Consider the following 23,669-nt stretch of genomic DNA (forward strand, 5'->3'; position numbering starts at 1 on the left):
ATGCAACTGCGCGGCCGGGCTTTCAGCTGCTTTTCCGGCCGGTTGACCCGTGTTAGAGCATGCTCCCGGAATACGGGCGTGGTTTTCGCAAAAGATCATGCCCAAACAAAAGCTTGGAACCAGTTTCTATCTCGCCCGGATCAAGACGATTTCGGCCCCTACGCACGTTCGTGCGGAAACATAAAAGACGAGACATGACCGACAGCACCATCGAGGCCCTGAACCAAAAGCTCGACCGCCTGATCGAGGCGGTCACCCGCCTCGCCCCGCCGCCGGTGCCGCAAACCGATCTTGCGGTTGCCGATTGCTTCGTCTGGCAGGCCGACCCCGGCTATCTCGAGCCGGTGCGCAAGGTCAACCGCGTCGACATCGGCCTGATCCGCGGCGTCGACCGCGTGCGCGACATTCTGGTCGAAAACACGGAACGCTTCGCCGCCGGCCATGCCGCCAACAATGTGTTGTTGTGGGGTGCGCGCGGCATGGGCAAATCCTCGCTGGTCAAGGCCGTGCATGCGCAGATCAACGCCCAGGCCAAATCCGACCTGCCGCTCAAGCTGATCGAGATCCATCGCGAGGATATCGACACGCTGCCCAGGCTGATGGGCCTGCTGAAGGCGGCGCCGTTTCGCTTCATCCTGTTTTGCGACGACCTCTCCTTCGACCATGACGACACCTCCTACAAGTCGCTGAAGGCAGCCCTTGAAGGCGGCGTCGAGGGCCGCCCGGCCAATGTCATCTTCTACGCCACGTCGAACCGCCGGCACCTGTTGCCGCGCGACATGATCGACAATGAGCGCTCGACCGCCATCAACCCGTCCGAGGCGGTCGAGGAAAAGGTTTCGCTGTCCGACCGTTTCGGCCTGTGGCTCGGCTTCCACAAATGTTCGCAGGACGAATATCTCGACATGGTCAACAGCTATGCCAGCCATCACGGGCTCACTATCGACCCGGAGCAGCTGCGCGCCGAGGCGCTGGAATGGGCAACGACGCGCGGCAGCCGCTCGGGCCGCGTCGCCTGGCAGTTCACCCAGGATCTGGCCGGCCGGCTCGGCAAGCCGCTGAACGACTGATTGATTTCCGTCAGGTCACTGAAAAAGCCCGCCCCTTGCGGAGCGGGCTGAGCCGGCGGGCCGGACTGGAGGTCAGACGGCCTGCAAAACGTTTATTGTTCTATTCGAGATAGCCAGAGGGGTCGACCGGGGCCGAGTTCTTGCGCACTTCGAAGTGCAGTTTCGGCGAGTCGGTGGTCCCGCTCATGCCCGACAGCGCGATTTCCTGGCCGCGCTTGACCTTCTGGCCGCGCTGCACCTCGATCGACCTGGCGTGACCATAGACGGTGACCAGCCCGTTTTCGTGGCGCACCAGAACCGTATTGCCGAATTCCTTGAGGCCGTCGCCGGCATAGATGACCACGCCGTTTTCGGCCGCCTTGACCGGCGTCCCCTCAGGCACGGCGATGTCGACACCATCCTTGCCGCCACCAAAATTGGAGATGACGCGGCCACGCACCGGCCAACGCATCTTGCCGATGCCGGTGGCATCGGGCGCAACAGCATCGTCGTCCTCGGCCTGCTGGATAACCTTGGCGTCCTTCTTCGGCGGCGTGTAGGTGGCGAGTGTCTCCGTCGGCTTTGCCGCCGGTTGGGTGGTCGCGGTCGTCACCGGATCAACTTTGGCCGGCTTGGCGCTGGCGACCGTTGCGGTGCCACCTGCCGGAACCTTCAGCGTCTGGCCGATCTTGAGCAGGCCGTCCTGCATGCCGTTCGCCTGCTTCAGCGCCACGACGCCAACGCCGGTCTTCCTGGCGATGGAGGACATGGTGTCGCCCGACTGGACCGTGTAGGTGCCCGCGCCGGCCTTTGGCGCGGCCGAGGCCGTCTGCGCCGGCTTGTCGGTCTTCGGCTTGTTCGCTGCCGAAGCGTCAACCTGCGCGGCGGACTTGCCGTCCTTGAGTTTCGGCTGCTGCGGCAGCACGGCGACCTTTTCCGGCGCTGGCGCCTTGGGGCTGTTTGCCGGCTTGCCGTCGGCAAGTTTCGGCTCTGCCCCCTTGCTTGAATAGGCATAGGCCGGGATGACCAGTTTCTGACCGGTCTTCAGCCCCTTGGTGGCGCTCAAGCCGTTGACCTTCATGATCACGTCGGCGGGCACATGATAGCGATGAGCGATGCCGGAAATGGTCTCGCCGTCGCTGACCACGATCTCGGTCGCATGCGGCGTACCAGCCGCAACTGGTTTCGGATCGGAGTCACCGGCATTCTTGAACGGCCTCGCCGGCTGGACGGTGCCGGTAGTCGTTCTGTCGACATGCGGTGCCGGTGCAAGCGCCGGCGCGGAAGCGGTACGCATCGGAGCAGCTTTGGGCGCGCTCGGCGGCGGCAGCTGCTGGACGGTGACCGGCTCCAGGCTGGAGCGGCTGACCGACTGGTTATGGCTGCCATCGACAGGTGCCGCAGCGATCGGCTCGGCCGCCACGTCGCCCGGATAGGGCTGAGCGGTGCTCTGCTTGTCGATGATGGCGCGCTGATTGTTGGTCGAGGAGGTGAAGACGTCGTCGACACCATTGAACCGCGAGACTTGGGAGCTACACCCCGCCGCCATTCCGGCAAGCATGAGGACAGCGCAGCCCCGCGACAGAGTACGCCCGTTTGCCTTCAAAACACTGAATTGCATCGCACTAACCCGCACAGACCCGGTACACACTGGTCATGATTAAAGCGCGTTAATGTTACTGGCGGGTTAACCCCATAGAATCAGACGCAAATTTTCTTAAAACATTTTCGAATGCGCCGAAGCTGCGTTGATTCAGATCGGCCCGAGTCGAAAATGACAGGTTCTGAGAACCGGCCTACGCCGGCCGTAGCCTTCATAGAGCGGAGGCATTTATGACGGCTTCGGCCGGCGAAGGCCGGAGCGGAGCGTACTCAAACACGTGAGCATCGGATGCGCAGGAACCTGCCATTTGCAGGCCGGCCTCACCTGGATTTCAGTGCACCTAAATAACCGCCGCAACGCTGCGCAGGATCGGCTGCAGGCGCACGGTGCCGATATCCTCGCGCTCGAAGCGGCTGCCGACCTTGGTCAGCTTGGCCAGCACCTGCTCGCCCTCCTCCGGCCCGATCGGGGCAATGACGATGCCGCCGCTCGACAATTGGTCGAGCAGGAAGCGCGGCAGGCTGTCGAAAGCCGCCCAGGCTACGATGCGGTCGAACGGCGCTTCGTTGGCAAGGCCGTTGGAACCATCGGCCTGGCGCACGATGACATTGCCGATGCCGAGCGCCTCGAAGCGTTGCCTGGCCTGCTCGGCCAGCGTCTTGTAGCGGTCGACGCTGACGATGCGAGCCGCGAGCCGCGACATCACCGCTGCCGTGTAGCCCGAGCCGGTGCCGATCTCGAGCACCCGGTTGCCGGGCTCTATTGCCAGGGCCGCAATCACCGCCGCCTGCAGATCGGCGCCCTCGATCGCCTCGCCGCATTCGATCGGCAGCATGCCGTCCGACCAGGCGATGGAATGGAACTGGCCGTTGAGGAAGCCGCGCCGCGGCGTCGCCTCGAAGGCTGCGATCAGCGCCTTCGGCACCGCGCCTTGGCCGCGCAGGCGCAGCAGGAACGCGGCAAAACCCTCGCGATCGTCGAGCGGCAAGTTCATGCCAGAACCTTCTTCATGCGAACACCTTATTCAGACAGCGCCTTGGTCAGTTGGTCACGGATTTCATGCGCAGTGAGGTCAAGCTGCAGCGGCGTCACCGACACCAGCCGGTTGCGCAGAGCATGGAGATCGGTGCCCTGCTTGCCCTCGACCGGCTCGCGGCCGAAGCGCAGCCAGTAATAAGGCAGGCCGCGCCCGTCGCGGCGCTCGTCGACCCACAGGCTGTGCACCAGCTTGCCTTGCGACGTCACGACGGTGCCGGCGACCTCGTCAGGCAGGCAGTTGGGAAAGTTGACGTTGAGCAGCACGCCGTCCGGCAGCGGCATGGCGACGAGCTTTTTCAGCAGCGCCGGCGCCAGCGCTTCGGTGGTCTCGTAGGGAACGACGCGGTCCTCGCCGACATAGGAATAACCCTGGCTGAGTGCGATCGAGCGGATGCCGAGCAGCGCGCCTTCCATGGCGCCGGCGACGGTGCCGGAATAGGTGACGTCGTCGGCGATGTTGGCGCCGGAATTGACACCGGACAGGATCAGGTCCGGCGCGCCAGGCAGGATCTTCTTGACGCCCATGATGACGCAGTCGGTCGGCGTGCCGCGCACGGCGTAGTGTTTCTCGCCGATCTTGCGCAACCGGAGCGGCTCCGAGATCGACAGCGAATGCGCGTAGCCGGACTGGTCCTGCTCCGGCGCCACCACCCAGACATCGTCCGACAGCGTGCGGGCGATGCGTTCGAGCGACGCCAGGCCCTCGGCATGGATGCCGTCATCATTGGTCAGAAGAATGCGCATTATTTCGATTCGATCTTCGCCAGACCGCCCATATAAGGCCGCAGCACTTCAGGAATGGTTACGCTGCCATCCTCATTCTGGTAGTTTTCGATGACGGCAATCAGCGCACGGCCGACAGCGGTGCCCGAACCGTTCAGCGTGTGCACAAAGCGGTTGCCCTTGCCGTCCCTGTCCTTGTAGCGGGCATCCATGCGCCTGGCCTGGAAGTCGCCGCACACTGAACAGGACGAGATCTCGCGATAGGCGTTCTGTCCAGGCAGCCAGACCTCGATGTCGTAGGTCTTGCGCGCGCCAAACCCCATGTCGCCCGTGCACAGGACCATGGTGCGGAACGGCAGCTCCAGTCGCTTCAGCACCTCTTCGGCGCACTGCGTCATCCGCTCGTGCTCGGCGAGCGAAGACTCCTGGTCGGTGACCGAGACCAGCTCGACCTTGTAGAACTGGTGCTGGCGCAACATGCCGCGCGTGTCGCGGCCGGCGGAGCCCGCTTCCGAGCGGAAGCACGGCGTCAGCGCCGTATAGCGCAGCGGCAGCTTTTCATGGGCCGTGATTTCTTCGCGCACCAGGTTGGTGAGCGGGACCTCGGCGGTTGGAATCAACCCGAGCCGGCCATCGCCATGCTGCACGAAGAACAGGTCGTCCTCGAATTTCGGCAGCTGGTTGGTCCCGAAAAGCACTTCGTCGCGCACCATCAGTGGCGGGATGACTTCTTCATAGCCATGCTCGGTCGTGTGCAGATCGAGCATGAACTGGCCGATGGCGCGCTCCATCCGCGCCAGCCCGCTCTTCAGCACGGTGAAGCGTGATCCCGACAGCTTTGCCGCCCGCTGGAAATCCATCATGCCGAGCGCTTCGCCGATCTCGAAATGCTCCTTCACCCAGTTCGGCCGGGTCGGCACCTCGCCGACGATATGCTTGACGACATTGTCGTGCTCGTCCTTGCCGACCGGCACGTCGTCGAGCGGCACATTCGGCAGCACCGCCAGCGCATCGTTCAGCGTCTTGTCGAGCTCGCGCTCGCGCGCCTCGCCATTCTGGATGAAGGTCTTGATATCGCCGACTTCGGCCTTGAGCTTTTCGGCAAGTGCCGTGTCGCCCGAACGCATGGCGTTGCCGATCTCCTTCGAGGCGGCGTTGCGGCGTTCCTGCTTGGTCTGCAGCTCGGTGACGTGCTCGCGCCGCGCTTCGTCCTTCTTGATCAGCTCATCGACCGTGGACTGCGCCTCGTCAGCCGACCACGAGCGCTTGGCCAGTGCTTCGACAAGGGCCTTCGGGTTGTCGCGAATCCATTTGATATCAAGCATGGTTGGTCGTCCTCGAGCTAAGGCCTGAGGGCGTAAACCGCATCCTTCATCGATGCAAGATGGCGGCTGTCGCGTTTTTCCGCTAACGCGGATACCCGAACGCGACGGCCTATGAAGGAGCCTGCTTTGAGGACGCGTCCGCCGCCTTTTCGGCCACGGCTTCGGCGGCTTCCTGCTTCTCGCGCGCCAGCTTCTGCTTGACCTGGTCGCGCTCGATCAGCCGGGCCGCCCAGATCGACACCTCGTAGAGCAGGATGGTCGGGATGGCCAAACCGATCTGGCTCATCGGATCAGGCGGCGTCAGGACCGCCGCGACGACGAAGGCGATGACGATCGCCCATTTGCGCTTCTCGGCCAGCGCCTTCGACGACAGCATGCCGACGCGCGTCATCAGGCTGGTCACCACCGGCAGCTGGAACACCAGGCCGAAGGAGAAGATCAGCGTCATGATCAGGCTGAGATATTCCGACACTTTCGGCAGCAGCGAAATCTGCACCTGGTCGTCGGTGCCGGCCTGCTGCATGGCGAGGAAGAACCACATCACCATCGGCGTGAAGAAGAAATAGACCAGCGACGCGCCCATCAGGAACAGGATCGGCGATGCGATCAGGAACGGCAGGAAGGCGTTGCGCTCGTTCTTGTAGAGGCCAGGCGCAATGAATTTGTAGATCTGCGTGGCGATCAGCGGAAAGGCGATGACCATGCCGCCGAACATGGCGAGCTTGACCTGGGTGAAGAAGAATTCCTGCGGCGCCGTATAGATCAGCTCGACCTTGTGCGGATCGAGCCCGGCCCATTGCGTGGCCCATTTGAACGGAACGACCAAAAGATTGAACAGCTTCTTGGCAAAGAAGAAGCAGACGAGGAAGGCGACGAAGAAACCGCCGATCGACCAGATCAGCCGCCGGCGCAGTTCGATCAGATGCTCCATCAGCGGAGCCGACGACTTCTCGATCTCGTCCTTTTCGCTGTCCGTAATGCTCACTTGGCGGCCCCCGCCGTCTTCTTGGACGCGGGCTTCGTGGCCGGCGCAGGCTTCGGCTCAGCCTTTGCGACCGCCTTCGGTGCAGCAGCGGGCTTGGTGGCGGCTTTTCCAGGTGCAGCCTTGGCGGGCGCCGCTGACGGCTTGGCCGCAACCTTCGCCGCAGGCGCCGGCTTTGCCGGTGCTGCCTTGGCTGCCGCTGTTTTGGTTGCCGGGGCCTTTGATATCGCAGCCCCCTTGGCGCGCGCGTTTCGTGGCGCTGCTGTTGCTGCAGCCGGTGTCACCACCGCCTGATCGGTCATCGCCGGAAGGATCGGCGCCGCCGGCGCTGTTTCCGGTCCGTTGACACCCGGCATCACCGTCGCGCCGTTCTTGAGCGGCTCGGCCGGGTGTGGTGTTTCTGCCGCGGGCGTTGAGGGGTCGACGGCGGGCTTCGGCTTCATCACCGCATCGACGCCGGAGCGAACCTCGGCTGCCGCCTGTTCGAACGGATTGAGCTGCTTGCGGATTTCGGCCGCCGGATTGAGGCCGCGCAGCGTATCGACAGACTTCTTGACGTCGTCGAGCTCGGCTTCCTTCAACGCCTCGTTGAACTGCTTCTGGAAGTCGGAGGCCATGGCACGCAGCTTCGCCGTCGTGCGGCCGAAGGTGCGCAGCATATTGGGCAAATCCTTGGGTCCGACGACCACGATCATGACGATCGCGATCACCAGCATTTCGGTCCAGCCGACTTCAAACATGGCAATCAGTTCCGACTAGTGCTTGTCGCCCAAAAGTGCGAAGCGGTTTTGGGACAACGACTTGCACAAAAGCAACAACCTTCGGCTCAGCTCTTGCTGGCCTTTTCCTTCACTGCCGAAACGGTCTCGTCCGGGCGGTGCTCGACGGTGCGCTTGTCTTCGGCGGTATCGTCGTCGGCCATGCCCTTCTTGAAGCTCTTGATGCCCTTGGCCATGTCGCCCATCAGCTCGGGTATCTTGCCGCGGCCGAACACCAGCAGCACGATCACCAGCACGATCATCCAGTGCCAAATCGAAAATGAACCCATTGTAACTCTCTCTCGAATGTTTTCCCTGGCGATGATCTATGCGTTTTCGCGTTGGGATTCAAACACAACAGCGACAAAGTTTATGAAGGCGTGGCTTATGTCACGCATTTTCGGCAAAGCTGCCCGCTACCAATCGGCGCATCTACCGCAGCAATGCAGCTTTTTGACAGCGGCTTGCGGTCAATCTTCCGTGACGCGCGGCGTCAGCAGGCCGAGTTCCTCGAGATCGATGTCGGTCAACGCATCCTCGTCCTCGGTCAGCGCGTCCTGATCGGCCGGCGGCAACGGGATGGCGAAATTCGACGGCATGCGGCCGGAGAGCAGCCCTGCCCCCTTCAGTTCGTCCATCCCGGGAAGATCGCGGATCTCCTCCAGTGCGAAATGGTCGAGGAAAGTGTCTGTCGTGCCGTAGGTGACGGGACGGCCGGGCGTGCGGCGGCGGCCGCGCATGCGCACCCATTCCGTTTCGAGCAGCGTATCCAGCGTGCCCTTCGAGGTCTCGACGCCTCTGATGTCCTCGATCTCGGCGCGCGTCACCGGCTGGTGGTAGGCGATGATCGCCAGCACTTCGAGCGCCGCGCGCGACAGCTTGCGCTGCTGCACCGTATCGCGGCTCATCAGGAAGGCGAGATCGCCGGCGGTACGGAAAGCCCAGGCATCGCCGACCCGGACCAGATTGACGCCGCGCCGCGCATAGATCTGCTGCAGCTCAGCCATGGCAGCGGCAATGCTGATGCCGTCGGGCAATCTGGCTGCGAGCTGCTTTTCGCTGACCGGCTCGGCGCTGGCGAACACGATCGCCTCGGCCATGCGTATGGCTTCGGCCATGTGCAGCCGTTCGCCAGGATTCAGAAGCAGGGTATCAGTCGGGTCCTGGGCGATAATGCCCTCCTCGGTCTCTTCTTCAACCATGAACGGAATGACCGAAGCGTTGGCGCGTTCGCTCATGATGCTACCTCGACTGACTTAATTGGCTGCGCTCGGCCGCGCAGATAGAGCGGCGCGAACACCTGGTCCTGCCGCATCTCGATGCTGCCTTCGCGCACCAGTTCCAGCGACGCCGCAAACGAGCTGGCAATCGCGGTACGCCGTTCGTCCGGGCTGGTCAGGTAATTGATCAGATAGCTGTCCAGCGCCGTCCAGTCGCGCAGCGAGCCGATCAGCCGGGTCAGGATATCGCGCGCATCCTTGAGCGACCACACGCCACGCCGGGCAATTGTCACATTGGTGATCGCCTGTTTCTGGCGCTGCTGCGCATAGGCGGTGAGCAAATCGTAGAGCGAGGCCGAATAGGCGTTACGCTTCTCGACGATGACCATTTCAGGCATGCCGCGTGCAAACACGTCGCGGCCGAGCCGGTTGCGGTTGACCAGCCTTGCCGAGGCGTCGCGCATGGCCTCCAGACGCTTCAGCCGGAACTGCAGCACCGCGGCCAGTTCCTCGCCGCTTTCGCCTTCTTCGCCGGGCTGCTTGGGGATGAGGAGCTTCGACTTGAGGAAGGCCAGCCACGCCGCCATCACCAGGTAGTCGGCGGCAAGCTCAAGCCTTAGCGCCCTCGCCGTCTCGACGAAGGTCAGATATTGCTCGACCAGCGCCAAGATGGAAATCCGCGACAGATCGACCTTTTGGTTGCGGGCGAGATGCAGCAAGAGGTCGAGCGGACCTTCGAACCCGGCGACGTCGACGACAAGCGACGGGTCGCCGGTGACCCGTGAATCGTCGTTCTCGGCCCACAGACGGTCCATCGGTGCGGCCTTCGCAGCCTTGCTGTCCAATGTCTCCGCCACTTGTTCCTTTACCTCTGGTTAGAGCATGATGCCGAAAAGTGTGAAGCGGTTTTCGGACGACATCATGCTCTCTCTGTCTAATTTAGAGACGGATTCAGATTTCAGGTCGAACAGACCTGAAATCATCCGTCTCTAGGCCACCGCATCGAAATAGGTGGCAAACTCGGCGCGTATCTCGGTTTCGTCGGCCCGGTCGCGATCCCTTATATAGGTCAGCGCCCGCTTGGCGCGCTCCAGCGACGTCCCTTCAAGTCCCGTGGTTCGCGATGCGATGCCCGCCATCTCCTCGAAAACGCCATTGCAGTGAAGGACCAGATCGCAGCCCGCCGCAAGGATCGAGGCCGCCTTTGTCGGGAAATCCCCAGAAAGTGCCTTCATCGAGGTGTCATCGCTCATCAACAGCCCGTCGAAGCCGATCTCGCGGCGGATGATCTCGTCGATGACCATGCCTGAGGTGGTCGCTGGGTTGTTCGGATCGATGGCGCTGTAGACGACATGCGCCGTCATCGCCATCGGCAGATGGCTAAGCTCGCGGAAAGGGGCGAAATCATGCCGCTGCAGGTCGCTCAGGGAGGCATCGACCACAGGCAGTTCGAAGTGCGTGTCGGCAAAGGCGCGTCCATGGCCCGGAATGTGCTTCATGACCGGCAGCACGCCGCCCGACATCAGCCCTTCCGCCGCCGCGCGGCCGAGTTCGATGACCGGGCGCGGCTCCTTGCCATAGGCGCGCGCGCCGATGACGTCGCTGGCGCCCTCGATCGGCACGTCCAGCACCGGCAGGCAATCGGCAGAGATACCGTAGCGCAACAGGTCGAAGGCGTGCAGCCGCGCCATCAGCCAGGCAGCCCTGGTGCCGGCATCATGGTCCTTGCGCCACAATTCGCCGAGCGCGCCGCCGGCGGGATAGTTCGGCGCCAGCGGCGGCCGCAGCCGCTGCACCCTTCCGCCTTCCTGGTCGATGAACACCAGCGCATCGGGTCGCCCGATACAGTCGCGCATTTCGGCGACCAGATCGCGGATCTGCTCGGTCTCGCCGATGTTGCGCGCAAACAGGATGAAGCCCCACGGGCATTCATTGCGATAGAAACGGATTTCTTCGCGGGTCAGCGATTTCCCGGCACAGCCGAGGATCATGGATTTTGATTCGGTCATTCCACCAGTTTAGGGCTTCGCGCCTCCAAAGGGAATCACCCCGGACGGCAAGCGCCTGGACCTTTCGCCCATCCACATGAAAAAGGCCGGCGCGATCCAGGATCGCGCCGGCCTTGATGATTGGATCAGCTTTTTACCGCGACACGAAGCAGTTGCCTCCGGCAGCCTTGTAGCTGGTGCACAGATTGATCGCATCGTTGCGCGATTGCGCAGGCACCCGGACACGGTAGAAGGTGCCCTTGCCGGCGATCTCCGCCTTGACGATGTTGGCGGTGCGACCGGCGAGCACATTTCCATAGCGGCGCTGCAGGTCGGCGTAGTTGGCCTGGGCGCTTTCGACCGTCGGCTGCGAAGCGATCTGCATCGACCACGAACCGCCCGATGTCGAAGCCGTCGCCGGAATGGAGGCAACCTGGTCGGGCTTGACCTCGCCGACCACGTCGACCGGCTGGTCGGACGGGCGCTGCGGCGCCACGGCAACCGTCTGCGGCGTGTTGGCGGACTGGGTCTCAGCCTTCGGCGTGGCCGCCGGCTTCACCGGCTTGACCGGCTTGGCGGTCTCGGCACTTGCCTGGTCGCTATTTGCCTGATCGGCAGGCGCCACGGTGCCGGTCTGCTCGGCATCGGCCGAAGGGGCGACGTGCTGCGGCGCCGGGTCAAGCGGCTCAGTCGCCGCAACCTGCGGCGCGGCCGGCGTCGAGTCCTCGCGTGCCACCAACGAGCCGTCGGGCTTGACCACCATGGTCCGCACCTTGCGCGGGGCAACGGCGACCGTATCGGGGTTCTTCTCGGCTTCCTGCAGCACCTGCGCAATGCGGTCCTCGGATTTTGGCGCCGGCGCGACAGCCGCGTCGGGGTTGCCGGCAGCGTCGGGGTTGACGGCAGCTTCGGGGTTGCCGGCAGCGTCCGGGCCTGGGGCAGTATCGTCGGGCGACAGATCGACGACGCGGCTTTCAGGCTCCTGCGCCTTCACATCGACCGGCTCTTCGGTGTTGGTGACCAGCTTCTCCTGAACCGGCTCGGCCGGCTTGGTGCCCTTGGCGACCGCATCATAAACCTTGTTGTCCTGGTTCGGCACCACGGCGCCGCCCGGATTTTCGGGCTTGACCTTGATCGGCCTGTTGTCGGCTTTGACAATGACCGGCGCATCGCTGCCGCCCTTGCCGCCGAACGACAAGGCGAAGGCGCCAAGGCCGCCGGCAATCGCAACCGCAGCAACGACCCCCGCGACCAGCAGGCCGCTCCTGCGCGGCCGTGCGGCTTCCTGCTCGGCGAGGCCCGGCACCGCCATTGCCTCGTCCAGATCCGGATCGTAGTCGAGTTCGTCGACCGCGAAATCGTCGGCCTGCGAAACCGGCTGGCTGCCGGGCAGATCGTCCATGTCGAAGCCGCCGGCGGCATCGGCGTGGTGAGCTTGCGTGGCTGCAAGCACTTCGGCTGGCCGCGCCGCATAGGCGCGCTGGTCGAGCTCGTGGCCCGAACCGAAGCCGGAACTGTAGGAATCGTCATCATAGCCGGCACTGCGTGCGGCAGTGGGCGGCGCCACTTCCACCGCGTTCATCTCGTTGAGCATGCCGGCGAATTCGGCGTCGATGTCGTCATAGGCGGCCGGCTCGTCTTGCTCGAAGCTGAGTTCTGGAATGTCGAGGTCGTCGGCAATCGCCACCACACGCTCCGGCACATCGACCGTCTCGACATCCGGCATCTCGACATAGGCCTGAGGCGGCGCCTGGCGCGATGGCGTCGGCGCCACATAGGCAGCAGCGGCAACCGGCTGGTCGCGATAGCTTGGCGCTGCCGCCGGCGGCATGGACGGCTTTTCTGCAAAAGAAGCTTGCGGCTGCGCTGCAAAAGAAGGTTGCGGCTGCGCTGCAAAGGAAGGCTGGGCCGGGGTGGGAGTCACGCGGCTCCACGAACGCGCCGGCTCCGGCGGCGTCGAGCGCCAATCGCCAGCGACCGGTGCTGCCGTATCGTCATGACCGAGATCGATGCCCTTGGCCAGCGCCGCGTCGAAGGCGTGATCATCGAACTCGATCTCGGGCACATGGCCTTCAAGTTCGCCGGCAAGCAGATCGTCGAAATCGGCATCGTCCGCCTGGGCCTCCTGAGGAGCCGGCGCGTGTTCGTCCAGGTCCCAGTCGAGATTATCGACCGGAGCGACCGGCGTTGCGACGGACCGCTGCACCGGGGCAACCGGCTCATAAGTCCTGGTGGGCTCGATGGCGGCAGCCCTGGTGGGCTCGGTGACCACCGGAATCGGGGCGACTGGCGCCGGGCGTGGTGTGGTCATGGCGCCAAGCAACGCGTTGAGTTCATCCTCCAACGTCCGTTCGTCAGCGACCGGAGCGGCCGGGGTCGCCATATTGGTAGGCGCCACATAGGCTGGTGCGACCGGAGTTGGCTGAACCGGAGTGGGTGCGATCTCGGCCGCCAGCTCGTGATCGGCAACCGCATCGTCGATGCTCAGATCGAAATCGTCGAATGCTTCGTGCGCAGTCTCATGAGAGGGGCTGGCCTCCACGGTCCAGGCCGGCGTCTCGTCCACTTCCGGCGCATCCATCTCAACCGGCGCGCTGACCTGCAGATCGCTGACATCCAGATCGCGCTCTTCCGGATCCTCGGCCTCAACAGGCTGAGCCTCGAAAGCCTGAGGCTCGAAATGCTCGGCTGCAAAATCCTGGGCTGCAAAATCCTGAGCTGCAAAGTCCATATCGACATCGGCCATCGCGTCATCGAAATGAACCGCAAAATCCTCGTCGGCAACAGCGTGGTCGGCGGCGCCGGCGGCGTCGAAGGTATGGATCGGCGCCTCGGCTACTGGCGCGGCATACTGGTCCTGCGCCGGCGCAGGACCGTCCAGCGTCAGCTCGTCTTCCAGCGACATCGAGACGGCATTGTCGAAATCATCGTCGAACGCGAGATCGTCGGCAGGCGCAGCAGCAACCTGCGCGACATCTGCGGCATGGGCGACGGTCGCGCCGTCATCGAGCAGCAACCCCTGCTCGAGCGAAGCGGCAAGGTCGTCATCCATCGGCAGGTCGTCTTCGAGCGGCGATACGTTTTCCAGCGAGCTGGCGACAGCATTGTCGAAATCATCGTCGAATGCAGCTTCGTCGAATGCGGGCTCGGCAAACGAAGGTTCGGCAAACGAGGGTTCAACGGGAGCAGCCGCAGCCTGCGGGGCAGCGCCGAAATCCAGATCGGCGGCATCGTCGAAGACGAAATCATATTCCAGCGAAGCAGCCAGCGCATCGTCCATCGCGGCATCGGTGGTTTCGAAAGCCGGCTCGCGAATCTCGGCAGCAGGTTCGTAGGGCTCAGCGGCAGGCTGGTGAACCTCGGGAGCTGGCTGGCTGGCCTCCATGGAACCGACTTCATCGCCGAATTCGCCCATCAACTCCTTCTCGAGGTCGATGTCGAAATCGCCCTCGTCCGCAGCCGTCTCGACGGCTGGCGCCTGCGGCTTGACCGGCTGGCGCGGATCGAAACCCATGATCCTGGTCAGTTCAGCGAACGGATCATCTTCGGCGATGTCGTTGTTGTCGGCTACTCTCAGCTGGGTTCTGTCTGCCATTATTGTTCCCGAACTCGCACTCATTCGGACGCCATGGACGTCGCGTAGGGTTGGCCCTTACCAGCGCAATGTGGGCAAATGGTGACAGGTGTTTTAGTTAAACCTAACGCATCTCAGTGGGCGCATCAGCCCCAATCAGCGTCAGGCCGGAGGTCAAAACATCCGAAACAGCCTGCACCAGCCCTAGTCTGGCATGAGTCAATTGTCGGTCGTTAACCTTAACAAAACGTAAGTCGGCATTCTCGGTGCCCCGATTCCAGTGTCCATGGAAGCTGGAAGCCAGATCGTAGAGGTAGAATGCCAGCCGGTGCGGCTCCAGCGCAAGGGCCGCGGATTCGACCAGCCGGGGATATTCAGCCAGCTTCCGGATCAGGCCGATCTCGCCCTCATCGGTGAGCGACGCCGAGGCCGCGGCCAGGCTGTTGCGGTCGAAATTGGCCTCGCCCAGTTGCTCGCTCGCCTGCCGGAACACCGAATGACAGCGCGCGGAAGCGTACTGCACGTAGAACACGGGATTGTCCTTGGACTGTTCGGTGACCTTGGCGAAATCGAAGTCGAGCGGCGCGTCGCTCTTGCGGTAGAGCATCATGAAGCGGATCGCATCGCGGCCCACCTCCTCCACCGCTTCGCGCAAGGTCACGAAGTCGCCCGACCGCTTCGACATCCGAACCGGTTCGCCATCGCGAAACAGCTTCACCAGATTGCACAGCAGCACCGTGAGTTGCAGCTTCAGATCATCGCCTGCAATCGCCCGCGCCAGCGCTTCCAGCCGCTTGACGTAGCCGCCATGGTCGGCGCCCAGCACATAGATCAGGCCGACGAAACCGCGGTCGACCTTGTCCTTGAGATAGGCGACGTCGGCGGCGAAATAGGTGAACGAGCCGTCGGACTTGACCAGCGCCCGGTCCATGTCGTCGCCGACCGCCGTCGAGCGAAACAGCGTCTGCTCGCGGTCTTCCCAGTCGTCCGGCTTCTCGCCCTTGGGCGGCGGTAGCTTGCCCTTGTAGATATGGCCTTTCAGCGTCAGATCGTTGATCGCCGAGCGGATTTTTTTGGCATTGTCGGCATGCAGCGTGCGCTCGGAGAAGAAAACGTCGTGATGCACATTGAGCAACGCCAGATCCTCGCGGATCATCACCATCATGGCGTCGATCGTGCGGTCCTTGACGATTGCCAGCGACTCATCGTCGGGCATCTGCAAGAGCTTGCGGCCAAATTCGACAGCCAGCGCCTGACCGACCGGCACAAGGTAATCGCCGGGATAGAGGCCGGCCGGTATCTCGCCAATGTCGTCGCCCAGCGCTTCGCGGTAGCGCAGGAAGGCCGAACGCCCGAGCACGTCGATCTGCGCGCCGGCGTCGTTGATGATGTATTCCTTGGTGACGTCATAGCCGGCGAAGGCCATCAGATTGGCGAGCGTGTCGCCGACAACCGCGCCCCGGCAATGGCCGACATGCATCGGCCCGGTCGGATTGGCCGAGACATATTCGACATTGGTCTTCTTGCCGCCACCAATGGTCGAGCGGCCGTAGTTTTGCGCCTCGCCGAGCACCGCGGTCAGATGTGCCTGCCAGAAAGCGTCCTTGAGCCGGAGATTGACGAAGCCGGGACCGGCGACGTCGGCTTCGGCAACATCGGCGTCGCTGCGCAGCACTTCCACCAGCCGCTCGGCCAGCGCCCGCGGGTTGTGCCCTGTCGGCTTGGCCAGTACCATCGCCGCATTGGTGGCGAGATCGCCATGGCTGGCGTCGCGCGGCGGCTCGACGGCGATGCGCGACAGGTCGGGCGAAACGCCATTACTGTCTTTCAAATCAAGCGCTTCGACGGCTTTTGTGATTCGCGCGCTGAAATCGGCGAAGATGTTCATGGGTCTTGCTCTGGCGGACTGTGCAGGGGAACCGGCTCATTGGCCGGCAAATCGCGCCCGCCCTAGCTTAAATCGGGCGTATGGTCAAACAGACGGCGGTGTTCCTTCAAGGCGTAGGTATCCGTCATCCCCGCCAGGAAATCGGCGACGCTGCGCGCCTTGATGCGGTCCTCCGCCCGGTCGAGCCCCTCCCGCCAGCCGTCCGGCATGGCGCGCGGATCGGCGAAATAGACATCGAACAGGTCGCGCACGATCTGCTCGGCCTCAGTGCGAACGCGCATCACCTCGTCATGCCGGTAGAGATGCTTGTAAAGAAAGGTCTTCAAATCCTTCTCGGTCGCCGCCATGTCTGCGGAAAAGGTCACCATCGTCTCGCCCGCCGCCCGCACCGCTTCGGCGCTGTCAGGCTTGATGCGCTCCAGATTGGCGGTGGTGGAAACAATGACGTCCTCGACCATCATCGTGATCTGCCGGCGCATCAGCTCATGGCCGGTGCGCACATCGTCCAGGCCCGGATAGCGCGCGCGCACGCTTGCCAGGATCGATCCCGGCAGCGCCACCGTTTCCAGCATGTCCAAGGTCAGGAAGCCGGAGCGCAGGCCGTCGTCGATGTCATGGGTGTTGTAGGCGATATCGTCGGCGATCGCAGCACATTGCGCCTCGATGCCGGCGAAATGGTCGAGTTCGAGGTCGTGCAGCTCGGAATAGCCGCGGATCGCCTGCGGCACCGGGCCTTTGAGCCCTTTTCCCTTGGCATCTGTCAGCGGCCCATTGTGCTTGACCAGCCCTTCCAGCGTTTCCCAGGTCAGGTTTAGCCCGTCGAACTCGGCATAGCGCCGCTCCAGCCGCGTCACCACGCGCAGCGACTGCGCATTGTGGTCGAAGCCGCCCCATTGGGCCATCCGCTCGTTCAGCGCGTCCTCGCCGGTATGGCCGAACGGCGTGTGACCGAAATCGTGCACCAAGGCGACCGCCTCGGCCAGATCCTCGTCGCCGCGCAGCGCTCGCGCCAGAGCCCGCGCAATCTGCGCCACCTCGATCGAATGCGTCAGCCGGGTGCGATAGTGGTCGCCTTCATGGGCGACGAACACCTGCGTCTTGTGCTTCAGGCGGCGGAAGGCAGTCGAATGAATGATACGGTCGCGGTCGCGCTGGAATGGCGTGCGAGTCGGGCTCTCGACCTCGTCATAGAGCCGCCCGCGCGACCTGGCTGGGTCGCTGGCATAGGCCGCGCGCGGCCGATAGCCGAACCCAATGTCGCCAAGCTCATTTGTCATGGCTGATGCCGCCGCAGTTGACTTGCCCCTTCCCGCTTCATACCTATCATGTGAAACCGAAAGCAAGGTGACGCCCATGGGCGCTGATGCCAAGACTGCCATGAAAGTCGAGATGACCGAGTCCGCCGCCAGGCGGATCGCGAAAATCGTCTCTGGCGAGGCCGGCAAGACGGCGCTGCGCGTCTCCGTAGAGGGCGGCGGCTGCTCCGGCTTTTCCTACAAGTTCGACCTGGTCGATACGCGCAACGACGACGACGTCGCCATCGAAAAGGACGGCGCCACCGTGCTGATCGACGATTTGTCGCTGGTCTATATGGGCGGCTCCGTGATCGACTTCGTCGACGATCTGATGGGCCAATCGTTCCAGATCCGCAACCCCAATGCAGTCGCCTCCTGCGGCTGCGGCACCAGTTTCTCCATCTAGGCAGATGTCCGGCGTCGGCGCGGTCCGTCAGGTCGCACTGTCGGCCGGGCGCGATCTCGACGTGACGCTGGCCTTCTGGCGCGATGTGCTCGGCCTCAACGTTCACGCCCGCTACGATCCGCCGGGCATCGCCTTCATCATGGCCGGTGATATCAGGTTGCTGTTCACCGATGGCGTTCCGGCCGGCACCGTCTATCTCGATATAGCCGGGCTCGAAGCCTTCCACGCCGAGGCGAAAGCGTCCGGCGTTCCCTTCACCGCACCGCCGGCGCTCGTCCACAACGACACCGAAGGCACGTTCGGAACGGCGGGGGAAAGCGAGTGGATGGCCTTTCTAAAGGACCCGGCAGGCAATACGATCGGGCTTGTAGAACGTCTTTCGCCCGAACATCCCTGAGGCCGCCCATGAAAATCGTCACCTGGAACATAAACGGCATTCGCGCCCGCATCGGCAACCTCACCCACTGGCTGAGCGAAAGCCAGCCCGACATCGTCTGCCTGCAGGAGATCAAGTCGGTCGACGAGCAGTTCCCGCGCGCCGAGATCGAGGCGCTTGGCTACAACGTGGAAACCCATGGCCAGAAGGGCTTTAACGGCGTCGCCCTGCTGTCGAAGCTTCCCTTCGACGAGGTTATCAGGGGCCTGCCCGGTGATGACACCGACGAGCAGGCGCGCTTCATCGAGGGCGTGTTCTCGACCGACCAGGGCGCGCTGCGCGTCGCCTCGCTCTATCTGCCCAACGGCAATCCCATCGATGACGAGAAGAAATTTCCCTACAAGCTGGCCTGGATGGAGCGGCTGCATCGCTGGGCCGAGCAGCGGCTGCTTCTGGAGGAGGCGCTGGTGCTGGCCGGCGACTACAATGTCATCCCCGAGCCGATCGATGCGCGCTTCCCCGAGAACTGGCTTGGCGATGCGCTGTTCCAGCCGCAGACCCGGCAAGCCTTCCGGCGACTGAAGAATCTCGGCTTTACCGAGGCGGTGCGCGCCGTCACCGATGCGGCCGACGTCTACACCTTCTGGGACTACCAGGCCGGCGCCTGGCAGAAGAACAACGGCATCCGCATCGACCATCTGCTGTTGTCGCCCGAAGCGGCCAACCGCTTTTCCTCGGCCTCGATCGAAAAGCATGTGCGCGCCTGGGAAAAGCCTTCCGATCATGTGCCGGTGGCGATCGATCTGGCGCTGCTGCCGGCCTGATATCAGCCGAAACCCTGATATCGCCACAATCGCGCCATTCAGTCAGAGATCAGCATCGCGGCTGGGGTTCCATGGCACTACGATTCCTCCTTTGCCCGATCGGCCTGGCATTTGCCATGGCCTCCCCTGCAGCGGCACTTGCCGACCAGCAGTGCCTGGCCAATGGCAAGTCCTACCAGGTCGGCCAGGTCACCTGCCTGACGGTTTCAGACAAGAGCCATATGGCCCGCTGCGACCTGGTGCTCAACAACACCTCATGGACCAAGATCGGCGACAGCTGCCCCGACAGCACGATGAAGCCGCATCTGCACGTCACGCCGATCTCGATGCCGGTACACAGAGCGGCGCCGGCGGAACTCACCGAGAACTGATGGATGTGAGCTAATCTCCCCCCTTGAGGGGGAGATGGCCGGCAAGCCAGAGGGGGGCGCGAAGAAACGCGACCTTTCGGTCAAACAAGCTCACCCTCTCAGTCCAACCCGGGCAAACTTTAGTCAACTGAAATGCCAGCGGGACAGCGCCCCCCTCTGTCCTGCCGGGCATCTCCCCCTCAAGGGGGGAGATTGGCAATTTCACTGGTCGCCGCCGCCCTTGGTCAGGATGTCGTCGGCAAGCGAAATGGCAGTGCGACGGTCGGCTTCGCCGGCGGCGGCAAATGCCTCTTCCTGCATGCCGCGGATCCACGGCTGGTCGCTCGGCGAGGCGCGTTCGAGCGCGGCGGTCATCATGGCCAGCCCGCGCACGATCTTGCCGCTCTGGAACAGAAGATTGCCAAGCGTCGCCTGGGCGCCGGCATGGCCTTTTTCGGCGGCGAGCTGGAACCAGCGGCCGGCCTGCTTGACGCTGGCCTTGACGCCGCCCTCGCCCTTCAAAAACATCTGGCCCATCTCGAACTGGGCGTTCGGGTTGCGGTAATTGGCGGCCGCACGCATGTAATATTCCTGCGCCGCGACCTCGTTTTCCTCGACCGGGCTGCCGGGGATGCCTGTCCGGAGATAGTCGCCCAGCGCCACCAGCGCGTCGGAGACATAGCTTTCCTCCGGCGAACCCGGCTCGACATCCTGATCGACGATCTCGGAGAAGAATTTGAACGCCGCGTAGTCGTCGCGCGTCACGCCGTCGCCTTCGGCATACATGCGGGCGAGCTTCCAGGTGGCGCCGATCTGGCCGTTTTCGGCGGCGTATTTATAGGCCTCGACCGCCTGTTCCTTGTGGCCGCTCTTGTAAGCGGAGAAGCCGAACTGGAACACGGCCCACGGGCTCGATTGCGGCTTCACGCCGGTCTTGTCGTCGAACACCTTGTCGTCGAAGGCCATGGCCTGGCTCACGGCGCCAAAGATCGCAACAGCGACCAGTGCCGGAAGGACAGACGACCTCAACAACTCAGATATCCGCATAGCAATGTGTTTCTTTGGCACCGCCGGGATGGGTGACCGCGCCGTCGCGGGCAGGCCCTACCGTCTGTGCATATTTCCAGATCGCGCCCGACTGGTAGTCGGTCGTGCGCGCCTTCCAGGCCTTCGCCCTCGTTGCCAGTTCAGCCTCGGACAGGTCGACCTCGATCGTGCCTTTGGTCGCGTCGATCGAGATCACGTCGCCGTCTTTCAAGAGCCCGATCGGGCCGCCCACGGCTGCTTCGGGCCCGACATGGCCGATGCAGAACCCGCGTGTCGCGCCCGAAAAACGGCCGTCGGTGATGAGGGCCACCTTGCCGCCCATGCCCTGGCCGTAGAGCGCCGCCGTCGTCGACAGCATCTCGCGCATGCCCGGACCGCCGCGCGGACCTTCGTAGCGGATGACGAGAACCTCGCCTTCCCGGTAGTTGCGGTGCGTGACCGCCTCGAAACATTCCTCTTCCGAATCGAAACAGCGTGCCGGACCTGAGAATTTCAGCTCCGTCATGCCCGCGACCTTCACGATCGCGCCTTCGGGGGCAAGGTTGCCCTTCAAGCCCACGACACCGCCGGTTTGGGTGATTGGTCGGTTGGCGGGACGGACCACATCCTGGCTATCATTCCAGGCAACATGCTCCATGTTTTCGGCCAAAGTACGGCCAGTCACGGTCATGCAGTCGCCATGGAGATAGCCGTGGTCGAGCAGCGTCTTCATCAACAGCGGAATGCCGCCGGCCTCGAACATGTCCTTGGCGACATATTTGCCGCCCGGCTTGAGGTCGGCGATGTAGGGCGTCTTCTCGAAAATCGCGGCAACGTCGAACAGGTCGAACTTGATGCCTGCCTCATGCGCGATCGCCGGCAGGTGCAAAGCCGCATTGGTCGAGCCGCCGGTGGCCGAAACCACGGTCGCCGCATTCTCCAGCGCCTTCAGCGTGACGATGTCGCGCGGCCGGATGTTCTTGGCGATCAACTCCATGATCTTTTCGCCGGAGGCGAAATTGAAGCGGTCGCGCATCTCGTAGGGCGCCGGCGCGCCGCAAGAATAGGGCAGCGCCAGGCCGATCGCTTCGGCGACGGTGGCCATGGTGTTGGCGGTGAACTGGGCGCCGCAGGAGCCGGCCGACGGACAGGCGACTTGCTCGATTTCAAGCAGTTCAGCGTCGCTGATCGCGCCGACCGAGTGCTGTCCCACAGCCTCGAACACATCCTGCACGGTGATCTGGCGGCCGCGATAGCTGCCGGGCAGAATCGAGCCGCCATAGATGAAGATCGAAGGCACGTTGAGCCGCACCATGGCCATCATCATGCCGGGCAGCGACTTGTCGCAGCCGGCAAGGCCGACCAGCGCATCGTAGCAATGGCCGCGCATGGTGAGTTCGACCGAGTCGGCAATGACATCGCGCGACACCAGCGACGACTTCATGCCCTGATGGCCCATGGCGATACCGTCGGTGACGGTGATGGTGCAGAATTCGCGCGGCGTGCCGTTGGCGGCCGCGACGCCTTTCTTGACCACTTGCGCCTGGCGCATCAGCGAGATGTTGCAAGGTGCCGCCTCATTCCAGCAGGAAGCAACGCCGACCAGCGGCTGCGCGATCTCGGCTGCCGACAACCCCATCGCATAGAGATACGAACGATGCGGCGCACGCGCCGGACCAACGGTCACATGGCGGCTAGGCAGCTTGGCCTTGGAAATGACTTTGGCGTCCATACTCTTCCTTGCCGCGGGCGGTGCGGCCTGCCTCATCGCCGAGCCTTCTGGCGCGTGTCCCGAGACAAATTCGAGGTGCGCCGGGTTTATGGCGGGAAATGGGCAATTTGGTCGAGCGGGACCGTAGTGCGGGGGTTGGTCGGGAACTGTTGCCAAAACGTCACAATCGCGAGAGGCCAAAGTTGTGCGGCGGATTTGCAACGCAGGCCCTTGCCGATCCGATCTGACGCTAACCGCGCAACAAAAAGGCCGAGCGCTACCCGGCCTTTTGTTTTTATTTCCAAAGACTTAGAACTTAATTTTAACGCCACCAGAAATAGCTGTGACCAGATCGTTGCCGAAATCATAGCTGGAGTCTTCGCCAGCAACATAACCATTCTCTCCGGCCAATGTGCCGGAATGGCCGCTGGTCAGCACGCCGACCGCACCGCCCAAGCGAACTTCAACGTTTGGGGTCGGTGTATAGGCGACGCCGCCACCCAACGTCCAAGTGTCGGTCTGCGCACCGTAGCCATGCGAAGTTCCCCTATCCCAAGCTAGCTGACCGGCAGCACTCCACTGATCGTTGAACTTGTGACCAATACCGCCCGAAACAGTCCAGCCATCACGATACATCAGATCGAGCGACGTCACTTGACCCGGACCGTTCGTGAAACACACCGCTGGGGGAGCGAGGCCGGTCGGGCAGATTGGAACACTTTGCAGCACACTCCAGTTCACCCACTTGATCGAACCGAAGGCTAGCCAGCCTGGAGCGATACCCGACTGCAATTTCAACTCCAAGGAATCAGGCATGTACTGCGTGGAGCCGTAGATGGGCCTGACGATGGTCCCTCCCAAGCCATCCGGCAAAGTCAGCGAGCCAGAGATATTGTCGAGCTTAACCTGTGAATTGTAGACCAGACTCGCGCGCAGCGCGATGTCGGGGATTTCGTAAGCAACGCCAGCGCGCCAGCCCCAACCGCTGGTCTCCAGGTCGACACGACCTGTCAACGCCGGAAGGAGGTTCACTAGGCTTTCCTTGAAGCCCGAGATATCCTGATAGAACACGCCACCGATAAAACGGAGCTGACCCTTACCGGCATCAAACTTGTATGAGCAGGTGCCGGCGTAGTTGTTGCTCTTGATATCGGTTTCTGTATTAGAAAACGCACCGTTCCAAGCGGCACCCGGCGCAGTGTGGGCACCCCAAGGCTGCGAATAGTCGACCATGCAGTCGACACCTTGCACAACCTGAACTTTCATTCCGATACGCGGCACCCAATAGCCCTCGGCACCATCGGCCGAAGTGCCCAGGCCAAGGTCTTGCTTCGCTGGACCGAGGGCATTCTTGTACTTGCGATCCGGCATCACATAAGTCGCTTCGGCTTCCGTCGCGAACGGCGAGGCATCGAACAGCAGATCGATATCGTAGCCGCCGCGCTCCAGGCCGCCGGCATGAACGGAACCGATCAGGCCCAGCGAAAAACACCCCGCCCCCAGCAGTGTTTTCAAACGCAAATTGTTCATGGA

21 protein-coding genes are annotated in these 23,669 nt (G+C 63.1%); 5 read left to right on the forward strand and 16 right to left on the reverse strand.

The genetic code is table 11. The features are described 5' to 3' along the window. The first annotated feature begins 194 nt into the window (after nucleotides 1-194). Nucleotides 195-1,070, forward strand: a complete 876-nt coding sequence (locus NKI64_RS16140) for an ATP-binding protein (RefSeq protein ID WP_023688224.1) — start codon at nucleotides 195-197, stop codon at nucleotides 1,068-1,070. A 100-nt stretch (nucleotides 1,071-1,170) separates the two neighbouring features. On the opposite strand, the gene NKI64_RS16145 is transcribed toward NKI64_RS16140, so the two are convergent. The 13 genes from NKI64_RS16145 to NKI64_RS16205 form a co-directional block, all read right to left on the reverse strand. After that, nucleotides 1,171-2,670, reverse strand: a complete 1,500-nt coding sequence (locus NKI64_RS16145; protein ID WP_352668725.1) for a peptidoglycan DD-metalloendopeptidase family protein — start codon at nucleotides 2,668-2,670, stop codon at nucleotides 1,171-1,173. Between the two features lie 322 nt (nucleotides 2,671-2,992). Then, nucleotides 2,993-3,646, reverse strand: a complete 654-nt coding sequence (locus NKI64_RS16150) for a protein-L-isoaspartate(D-aspartate) O-methyltransferase (protein WP_023667683.1) — start codon at nucleotides 3,644-3,646, stop codon at nucleotides 2,993-2,995. A 26-nt stretch (nucleotides 3,647-3,672) separates the two neighbouring features. Next, entirely contained in the window at nucleotides 3,673-4,434 is a 762-nt protein-coding gene (surE, locus tag NKI64_RS16155) for a 5'/3'-nucleotidase SurE (RefSeq protein ID WP_023710683.1), read from the reverse strand. Continuing rightward, nucleotides 4,434-5,738 carry a serine--tRNA ligase gene (gene serS, locus NKI64_RS16160; RefSeq protein WP_352511708.1) on the reverse strand — a complete coding sequence of 435 codons (1,305 nt, stop codon included), beginning with the start codon at nucleotides 5,736-5,738 and terminating at the stop codon, nucleotides 4,434-4,436. Before serS ends, surE begins: the two co-directional genes overlap by 1 nt. A 109-nt stretch (nucleotides 5,739-5,847) precedes the next feature. Beyond that, nucleotides 5,848-6,723: a twin-arginine translocase subunit TatC gene (tatC, locus tag NKI64_RS16165; RefSeq protein ID WP_023688219.1), complete on the reverse strand. Its 876-nt coding sequence runs from the start codon at nucleotides 6,721-6,723 to the stop codon at nucleotides 5,848-5,850. Next, nucleotides 6,720-7,460: a Sec-independent protein translocase protein TatB gene (gene tatB, locus NKI64_RS16170; protein WP_023697619.1), complete on the reverse strand. Its 741-nt coding sequence runs from the start codon at nucleotides 7,458-7,460 to the stop codon at nucleotides 6,720-6,722. The genes tatC and tatB overlap by 4 nt, the downstream gene beginning before the upstream one ends. Before the next feature lie 86 nt (nucleotides 7,461-7,546). Further along, nucleotides 7,547-7,768 (reverse strand): twin-arginine translocase TatA/TatE family subunit, encoded by a 222-nt coding sequence (locus NKI64_RS16175; protein WP_023681650.1) that lies wholly within the window; start codon nucleotides 7,766-7,768, stop codon nucleotides 7,547-7,549. 180 nt (nucleotides 7,769-7,948) lie between these two features. Continuing rightward, the gene (gene scpB / locus NKI64_RS16180; RefSeq protein WP_352668727.1) at nucleotides 7,949-8,716 is read right to left on the reverse strand and encodes an SMC-Scp complex subunit ScpB; all 768 of its coding nucleotides are present in this window, start codon (nucleotides 8,714-8,716) and stop codon (nucleotides 7,949-7,951) included. Beyond that, on the reverse strand, nucleotides 8,713-9,513 hold the full coding sequence (locus NKI64_RS16185) for a segregation and condensation protein A (protein WP_023681652.1): 801 nt from the start codon (nucleotides 9,511-9,513) through the stop codon (nucleotides 8,713-8,715). The genes scpB and NKI64_RS16185 overlap by 4 nt, the downstream gene beginning before the upstream one ends. A gap of 174 nt (nucleotides 9,514-9,687) precedes the next feature. Further along, the gene (gene nagZ / locus NKI64_RS16190; protein WP_352668729.1) at nucleotides 9,688-10,707 is read right to left on the reverse strand and encodes a beta-N-acetylhexosaminidase; all 1,020 of its coding nucleotides are present in this window, start codon (nucleotides 10,705-10,707) and stop codon (nucleotides 9,688-9,690) included. A 133-nt stretch (nucleotides 10,708-10,840) separates the two neighbouring features. Continuing rightward, nucleotides 10,841-14,281, reverse strand: a complete 3,441-nt coding sequence (locus NKI64_RS16195; protein WP_352668731.1) for an SPOR domain-containing protein — start codon at nucleotides 14,279-14,281, stop codon at nucleotides 10,841-10,843. A gap of 103 nt (nucleotides 14,282-14,384) precedes the next feature. After that, on the reverse strand, nucleotides 14,385-16,148 hold the full coding sequence (gene argS, locus NKI64_RS16200) for an arginine--tRNA ligase (RefSeq protein ID WP_352668733.1): 1,764 nt from the start codon (nucleotides 16,146-16,148) through the stop codon (nucleotides 14,385-14,387). Between the two features lie 62 nt (nucleotides 16,149-16,210). Next, on the reverse strand, nucleotides 16,211-17,425 hold the full coding sequence (locus NKI64_RS16205; RefSeq protein WP_352668735.1) for a deoxyguanosinetriphosphate triphosphohydrolase: 1,215 nt from the start codon (nucleotides 17,423-17,425) through the stop codon (nucleotides 16,211-16,213). A gap of 76 nt (nucleotides 17,426-17,501) precedes the next feature. Here NKI64_RS16205 and erpA point away from each other — a divergent pair, with 76 nt between their 5' ends. From erpA to NKI64_RS16225, 4 genes are all read left to right on the forward strand, one after another. Then, a complete protein-coding gene (erpA, locus tag NKI64_RS16210) occupies nucleotides 17,502-17,849 on the forward strand; it encodes an iron-sulfur cluster insertion protein ErpA (protein WP_027050337.1) in 348 nt (115 codons plus the stop codon). Nucleotides 17,850-17,853: 4 nt separating this feature from the next. After that, nucleotides 17,854-18,246 (forward strand): VOC family protein, encoded by a 393-nt coding sequence (locus NKI64_RS16215; protein ID WP_023691101.1) that lies wholly within the window; start codon nucleotides 17,854-17,856, stop codon nucleotides 18,244-18,246. An 8-nt stretch (nucleotides 18,247-18,254) separates the two neighbouring features. Then, nucleotides 18,255-19,049, forward strand: a complete 795-nt coding sequence (xth, locus tag NKI64_RS16220) for an exodeoxyribonuclease III (RefSeq protein ID WP_023681659.1) — start codon at nucleotides 18,255-18,257, stop codon at nucleotides 19,047-19,049. Nucleotides 19,050-19,165: 116 nt separating this feature from the next. Then, on the forward strand, nucleotides 19,166-19,420 hold the full coding sequence (locus NKI64_RS16225) for a hypothetical protein (protein WP_245260192.1): 255 nt from the start codon (nucleotides 19,166-19,168) through the stop codon (nucleotides 19,418-19,420). 201 nt (nucleotides 19,421-19,621) lie between these two features. On the opposite strand, the gene NKI64_RS16230 is transcribed toward NKI64_RS16225, so the two are convergent. The 3 genes from NKI64_RS16230 to NKI64_RS16240 all read right to left on the reverse strand — a co-directional run bounded on the left by NKI64_RS16230 (nucleotide 19,622) and on the right by NKI64_RS16240 (nucleotide 23,666). Then, the gene (locus NKI64_RS16230) at nucleotides 19,622-20,446 is read right to left on the reverse strand and encodes a tetratricopeptide repeat protein (protein ID WP_023691100.1); all 825 of its coding nucleotides are present in this window, start codon (nucleotides 20,444-20,446) and stop codon (nucleotides 19,622-19,624) included. Then, on the reverse strand, nucleotides 20,433-22,157 hold the full coding sequence (gene ilvD / locus NKI64_RS16235; RefSeq protein ID WP_352668739.1) for a dihydroxy-acid dehydratase: 1,725 nt from the start codon (nucleotides 22,155-22,157) through the stop codon (nucleotides 20,433-20,435). The genes NKI64_RS16230 and ilvD overlap by 14 nt, the downstream gene beginning before the upstream one ends. A gap of 288 nt (nucleotides 22,158-22,445) precedes the next feature. Beyond that, entirely contained in the window at nucleotides 22,446-23,666 is a 1,221-nt protein-coding gene (locus tag NKI64_RS16240; RefSeq protein WP_352668741.1) for an OmpP1/FadL family transporter, read from the reverse strand. Nucleotides 23,667-23,669 lie beyond the last annotated feature (3 nt).

Origin of the sequence: Mesorhizobium sp. M0478 (assembly GCF_040321305.1) — a bacterium.
Classification (GTDB): Bacteria; Pseudomonadota; Alphaproteobacteria; order Rhizobiales; family Rhizobiaceae; genus Mesorhizobium.